The organism is Microcoleus sp. T2B6, from assembly GCF_036700475.1.
Taxonomy (GTDB): domain Bacteria; phylum Cyanobacteriota; class Cyanobacteriia; order Cyanobacteriales; family Microcoleaceae; genus Microcoleus.
Genome location: NZ_JAUBOZ010000191.1, coordinates 1 through 6,866 on the forward strand (window position 1 = coordinate 1; position 6,866 = coordinate 6,866).

Sequence of the window (6,866 nt, forward strand, 5' to 3'; positions counted from 1 at the left end):
TCCAAAAAGGACGGGCGGGACGCCCATCCCACAATAACAATTAAAATTGTAAGTTATTTAATTCGCGATCCTAAGCAGCTTTACAAGCTTGCTGCCGAATAGGAATTTCAATGACGAATTCTATTCCCTTTCCTAATCCAGGCTGGCAGTATAATCTGCCGCCATGCTTTTCAACGATAATTTGGTAACTAATAGATAACCCCAATCCAGTTCCTTTACCGATAGGTTTGGTGGTAAAAAAAGGGTCAAATATTTTCGGCTTTAAAGTTTCGCAAACTCCCCTACCGTTGTCACTAATATGAATAGCAACCCAATTCTCGTCAATTACTTTTGTAGAAATTTGAATACGGTTCGGGTGTTGTTGGATTTCTGCAAAAGAACGCTGCTGATTCGCTTCATCTAAAGCATCAATGGCATTGGAAATAATATTCATGAACACTTGATTTAATTGTCCGGCATGGCATTCTACTGGTGGAAGCTGACCGTACTTTTTTATTAGTTCAATCTCAGGATGCTCTGGTTTTGCTTTTAAACGATGATGCAGGATGGTGAGTGTACTATCAATTCCTTCATGAATATTTACAGCTTTCACCTCTGCCTCATCTAGGCGAGAAAAGATTCGCATAGACTTGACAATCTCCTGGATGCGCTGCGTTCCTAAGTTGATTGAGTTAAGAACTTTGATAAAATCTTCCTCCACAAATTCCAGTTCTATTTCATCCATTACGGCTTGAATCCGAGGGGTGGGATTTACATAATCTTCTTGATAGAGATGTATAATTTTTAGTAAGTTATGAGCGTACTCTTGGGCATAACCCAGATTGCCAGATATGAAATTTATAGGGTTGTTTATTTCATGAGCAATCCCAGCCGCCATTTGCCCTAAGCCGGACATTTTTTCGCTTTGGATTAACTTAAGCTGCATTTGTTGTAAATCTTCATAGGCTTGGCTGACTTCTAAAACTTTTTGCTCCAATAAGATATTTTTTTCTTCTAATTTGTCAGCTAGAACATGAAGCTTTAAATGCAGCTTGACGCGAGCTAATACTTCCTCCTGTTGGAAGGGTTTGGTAATATAATCTACAGCCCCAAGCTTAAACCCCTCAACTTTATTAGCCGTATCCGAGAGAGCAGTCATAAATATAATGGGAATCTGTTTAGTTTCTGGATTAGCCTGTAATCGACGACAGGTTTCAAATCCATCAATTTCTGGCATCATGACATCTAGCAAGATTAGATCCGGTAGAGCATATTTGACTCGCTCTAGTGCCATTTTGCCAGATTTTGCAACCCGAACTTCAAATCCTTCTTGGCTTAAGGCATCAGATAAAACACCCAAGTTAGCTGAATTGTCATCAACTATAAGAATCGTACCATTTGCTTGAATTTCTGAATTCATAAACCTTACTTGTAGGACTCAATAAACGTTAAAAGCTCTTCGTCTTGAAAGTCCTTTGCCATTTGATGCAATCTTTTAGCAAAGGGAATGTATTGGGGCTCTAGTTCTTCAAGTAATATCGCCTGCTTAACTATTTCTAGGAAATTTCCTTTCATAGCCAGCTCGTATAGCATTTCCATTTCTGTAGCAGGTGGGGCAATTAGCTCATCGGTGTCTGAGGATCTCGCCAGTGGCTCTTCATTAGCTTCATAAACCCATTCCAAATCAAGATACTGTTGTAAGTTTTGCAGGAGTTCAGTTGCTTGAATTGGTTTGGGAATAAAGGCGTTGCCTCCTGCCTCTAAACTTCTGTATTGATCGGTTTCAAATACGCTGGCAGAAGAGACAATAATCACGGTGTCTTTGAAATTTTCCGATTCTCGAACCCGCTTAATCACCTCGAAGCCATCGAGTTCGGGCATTAATAGGTCGGTAACAATTAAATCTGGCTGCACCTCTAGAATTTTTTCCCAGCCTTCAAGCCCATCGTTCGCTTCAAACACCTCAAAGCCGATCGGACTGAGCAAATTGTTAATTACCGAACGGTTAGCCCATTTGTCATCAATAACCACAATCTTAGGTTGGCGGTCTTTGATGCCGATAATCTGCCCGTGATGGTCGATTTGAGACGTTTTCACCCATTCATCGGCTTGAGGCAGACTAACATCAAACCAGAAAATACTGCCAACATTCATCTCACTTTGAACCTGAATGGTACTGCCCATTAGTTCTACAATCCTTTGGCTAATTGCCAATCCCAGCCCGGTGCCTTCCGTCTGCCGTCTGCGATCGCCTACCTGCTCGAAGGGCTGAAAGATAGCTTGGAGTTGCTCTTGGGCAATGCCGGTACCTGTATCGCGTATTTCAAAGCGAATTTTTCCTTCTGTGGCAAAACTGACTATAAAAGTGACACTGCCCTCATCCGTAAATTTAATAGCGTTGCTTAAAAGATTAATTAACACTTGTCGCAAGCGTTTTTCATCCGCATGAATGCCGATCGGCAGTTCGGGGCTTGAAGGAAAATGAAAGTGAATTCCCTTAATTTCAGCTCGGATGCGACACATCTCTGCTACACCTTGCAGGAACGCCGGGAAATGAAAATCGGTGGGCATTAGTTCCACTTTCTGTGCTTCAATCTTCGACAAATCGAGAATATCATTGATTAACGTCAGTAAATGCGAACCGCACTGATAAATGACATCAATGCGCGATCGCTCTTCTTCATTCAACACTTTGGAACGCTGAAGAATCTGCGCGTATCCCATGATGCCATTAAGCGGAGTCCGCAATTCGTGGCTCATGTTGGCAAGAAATTCACTTTTTGCGCGACTTGCGGCTTCTGCAGCTTCCCTGGCTTTTGCCTGTACGATTTCTGTTTGTTTGCGATCCTGGATATCGATGCAAGTGCCAACCCACTCCCGGATGCTGCCATCTTCATCGAGAAGTGGCACCCCTCTAGCTTGGAAATAACGATAGTTTCCATCCGTTCCGCGCATTCGATATTCCATCTCAAACAGGCTTCTCGTTTGCACTGCTTCCATCCACACCTGAACAGTTCGTTCCCGATCGTCCGGGTGGATTGTATCTAACCAGCCAAAACCAACCACCTCAGCTTCCGTTTGTCCGGTGTAAGCTCTCATACTCGGTGAATCCTGGCATCTTCCTTCAGGATCGGTTGTCCAGACAATTTGGGAGATGGCAAGGGTTAGCGAACGATAGCGTTCTTCGCTTTGTTTTATAGCATCTTCCGCTTGTTTGCGATCGTGGATATCGCTGCAAGTGCCAACCCACTCCCGGATGTTGCCATCTTCATCGAGAATTGGTACTCCCCTACCTTGAAAATAACGATAGTTTCCATCCGCTCCCCGGATTCGATATTCTATGTCGTACAGGGTTCTCGTTGTCACTGCTTCCATCCACACCTGATTCGTTCGTTCGCGATCGTCCGGGTGAATCGCATCTAGCCAACCAAAACCAAGCGCCTCAGCTTCGGTTTGTCCGGTGTAAGCTCTCCAACTCGGCATATCTGGACATCTTCCTTCAACATCCGCTGTCCAAGCAATTTGGGATGTGGCAAGGATTAGCGATCGATAGCGTTCTTCGCTTTGTTTTAGAGCATCTTCCGCTTGTTTGCGATCGTGGATATCGGTGCAAGTGCCAATCCACTCCCGGATGCTACCATCTTCATTCAGAATTGGCACCCCTCTAACTTGAAAATAACGATAGTTTCCATCCGCTCTCCGGATTCGATATTCTATGTCAACCAGGGTTTTCGTTTGCACTGATTCCATCCACACCTGAAGCGTTCGTTCGCGATCGTCCGGGTGAATTGCATCTAACCAGCCAAAACCATCAGCCATCTGGGCTTCGGTTTGTCCGGTGTAAGCTCTCCAACTCGGTTGATCCACGGATCTTCCTTCAGCATCCGCTGTCCAGACAAGTTGGGAGGTAGCAGCGATTAGCGATCTATAGCGTTCTTCGCTTTGTTTGATAGCCTCTTCGGCTTGTTTGCGATCGCTAATGTCATTATTGATTTCGAGTTGGGCACAAGGCTTTCCTTCCCCATCGCGCTGTAATGTCCAGCGACTTGCCACAATAATATCCCGACCATCACGGGTGGTGTGCTGCAGTTCTCCTTCCCAAGTTCCCTGCTGGAAAAACTCTGCCAATACGATTTCTAACGGTTTAGGGAAGACGGTTTCTAAGAATGTATGAATGTACTGCCCGACTACTTCGGCTTTTGTCCAACCATAGAGCTTTTCTGCACCTTGGTTCCAGTATATGATGCGGTCATCCATATCCCGAATAATGATACCATCGCTGGCTAAGTCCAGTATTTCTAGGGTTTGACGGAGTGTTTGCTCGACTTTTTTGCGATCGCTAATATCTCGTGTTGTGGCGATGATGCCGAGGATATTGCCATTACCATCCCGCCAAGGAGCTTTTGTAGTGAAAAAAGTCGCGGTTTTTTCACCGTCTGAGACATCTTCCTCGTAAGTCTCAGTGATGCCTGCTGCCATGACTTGACGATCTTTTGCCATAATTGCACAGGCACTGTCAGGCGGCAGTAATTCCAAATCATTTTTGCCGATAATTTCCTCAATTGGCTTGCCCATGAAGTTTGCCAAATTCGAGTTAAGGGCAACATGACGCCCTTCCGGATCTTTAACGACAATGAAGTCTGGTGTACTTTCCAAAATCGAGTTTAGCAGTGCATTGCGATCGCGCAGATTAGCTTCAGCTTGTTTGCGGTCGTTAATGTTTCGTGCTATGGCGATCAGGCCAATAATATTGCCCTGAGCGTCCCGCCAAGCGGCTTTTGTGGTTAAAAAAGAAGTATTCTCTTTTCCATTGAAAACCTCTTCTTCGTAGGTTTCAGTAATGCCTGCTTCCATGATCTGGCGGTCTTTTGCCATTATTGCAACGGCGGCCTCCGGGGGAAGGAGTTCCGAATCATCTTTACCGATAATTTCCTCAATGGATCTACCGTAAAAGGATTTTGCCACAAAGGAATTAATGGCAACATATCGGCCTTCCCGGTCTTTAACCACAATTATGTCTGGGGTACTTTCCAAAATCGAGCTAAGCAAGACGTTGCGATCGCGCAGCGCAGCTTGCTGTTCGCGCAGAGCTTCTTCAGCTTGTTGGCGATCGGTAATATCTGTATTAGCCCCAATCCATTCCCGAATTGAACCATCCGCATTCAGAATTGGGACACCACGACAACTCATGTAGCGATATTCCCCGTCATAGCGGCGCATACGAAATTCAACTTCATAGAACGATCGATTAGCAACAGCAGTTGACCAGGCAGTGGCAATAGACGAGCGATCGTCTGGATGGATAGCGTTGAGCCCACCCCCTACCTTGTAATCATCAAATGTCTGTCCTGTAAATGCACATAAAGTAGGTTGCTCGCCGGCCAATTCGCCCTCAGCATTAGCGATCCAAATAATTTGAGCGGTAGCTTCGATCAAAGAACGAAATCGTTCTTCACTTTGTTTCAGGACATCTTCTGCGTTTTTGCGATCGCGAATATCCCGCACAATAGTGGAAATAAACTCGACTTCGCCCGCTTCCGTTTTGTGAACGATCAAAACCTGGGAGACTGGAATTTCTTCCCCATCGCGTGACAAAAATAGGATTTCACCAGCCCACCTACCCTCTCGCAAGGCGGTGGGAATTATTTCGTTGTGGAACTTTGCTTTTGCCGAGGGAGCTAATACAGAATCTATAGTAAAGGGCGATCGTGCTTCCTCTGGTGACATCCCCAGCATTTCCTGTCCGGCTTTGTTGAGATAGACACTATGCCCAGTCACATCCACAACTCCTACTAAGTCGGAAGTTGCTTCCAAAATTGCCGTCAGTCGTGCCTGCTTTTGTTCTGCCCGCTTGCGAGCGCTAATTTCAATTACAATCCCACCAATACCAAAAATGATGCCATTTTCATCCCGCAAAGGGTAGTAAGATGCTTGCCAGTAGCGCAGGATGCCCGGTTCTTTCGGCGTTTCACCCACTAATTCATAGTCGAGAACCGGCTTGCCTGTATCCAGAATGCCTTGCAGCATCGGTTCCACAGTCGGAGCCAATTCTGGCAGCACTTCACGCACTGACCTACCAATATGGTCTGCCACACAAACGCCATTAGTCTGGGCCAGAACTTCGTTTATTTGGACATACCGGAGTTGGCGGTCAAAAATCACCATTCCGGCATTCGCACCTGCAAAAAAAGCGTCGAAGTGAGCCTGCCGCAATGCCTGTGCTGTTGCGCTTTCTTGCTGTGGCGGTTGGGTTTTCTCTGGTGGTAATTTGGTCATGTTCGATCGTGCATTTCAGCTTTTATTCTAGAACTTCTGTCCAATTGTGCGATCGCAAGGTTTTCGTTGCCTCCAATTTGGGTAATGAAGAAAACGTTCAGTAGCGCGACTATTAGGCTTTCAATCTGCGATATATGTATCCCTTGCGACACTATTTCCCTTAATTCTTCGGATGTATCGCCAAGTATTTCTATTTCTCATTCTCATCAATTCTATTGCTAATCAATCCTATTGGTAGAACATTGGTGACAACTTAAGCTAGGGAAGCATTGGTCAATCAGCAATTATGCTCAGCATTTACTCAGATTTTGGGTGTAGAACTTAGATTTGGGCGATCGAGCAATCATGGCGATCGGCATATTTATGCCCACATACCCCCAAATCGCCAATTTTCCACTCCTAAATAAGCAGTATTTTCAGTAAAATTACGGATTGACAAATGTGATTAAGTTATAATTTGTCCCCCATGTCTGTAGAATGCCAAGTCTTCTTGGAACGTTATCAATTTTAGCTATATCCGTTAAATTTTCACTTAGGAATGAGAATTAAATAACTTCCACTCTTGAAAGTGGGATGGGCGTCCCGCCCGTCCAAAAAGGACGGGCGGGACG

General features: G+C 45.0%; 2 protein-coding genes. Both read right to left on the reverse strand.

Annotated elements, in window-relative coordinates; genetic code table 11:
- Nucleotides 1–70 precede the first annotated feature (70 nt).
- Nucleotides 71–1,399, reverse strand: coding sequence for a response regulator (locus QUA00_RS35815; RefSeq protein ID WP_333413305.1), 1,329 nt, complete (start codon nucleotides 1,397–1,399; stop codon nucleotides 71–73).
- Between the two features lie 5 nt (nucleotides 1,400–1,404).
- Entirely contained in the window at nucleotides 1,405–6,255 is a 4,851-nt protein-coding gene (locus QUA00_RS35820) for a PAS domain S-box protein (protein ID WP_333413307.1), read from the reverse strand.
- Nucleotides 6,256–6,866 lie beyond the last annotated feature (611 nt).

Coding starts and splice junctions, on each gene's coding strand:
- QUA00_RS35815 (WP_333413305.1), bottom strand. CDS start 1,399: ATGAATTCAGAAATTCAAGCAAATGGTACGATTCTTATAGTTGATGAC.
- QUA00_RS35820 (WP_333413307.1), bottom strand. CDS start 6,255: ATGACCAAATTACCACCAGAGAAAACCCAACCGCCACAGCAAGAAAGC.